Here is a 459-nt window from a genome sequence, read left to right on the forward strand (position 1 = left end):
AGGCGCCGGGAGATGGCGGAAAAATATCTGAAAATGGTCGGACTGGAAAAAGTCGGCGATCATATGCCGAACCAGATGTCCGGCGGGCAGCAGCAGCGTGTCGGCATTGCACGGGCGCTGGTGGTACATCCAGAGATCATTTTTGCAGACGAGCCGACTGGAAATCTGGATTCGCACACGACGATGGATGTGCTGAAACTGATGCAGCGGATCGTCCGGGAACAGAACCAGACGCTGGTTATGGTCACGCATGATAACCATCTGGCGGCGTATGCGGACCGGATCTTCCATATTATCGATGGGAAGATTGTGAAGATAGAGGAGAATCGGCAAATGGGCAAGGAAGATGGGAAAATAGAGGAAATTTAAGAGAGCGAAAGACGGAGCAGATATGAAAATAGACAGATAAAAATAGAGTGTTGGCTGTGTCTGGAATTTAGGACAATAAGCGGGAATCCT

The 459-nt window shown here is 49.9% G+C and carries 1 protein-coding gene; it reads left to right on the top strand.

The genetic code is table 11. The features are described from left to right. Positions 1–369: ABC transporter ATP-binding protein (locus QVO97_RS07315; RefSeq protein WP_288189298.1), on the top strand; the 369-nt coding region annotated here is incomplete at its 5' end. Positions 370–459 lie beyond the last annotated feature (90 nt).

This window comes from Clostridium sp. CAG:43, from assembly GCF_000434655.1.
GTDB lineage: Bacteria > Bacillota > Clostridia > Lachnospirales > Lachnospiraceae > Otoolea > Otoolea fessa.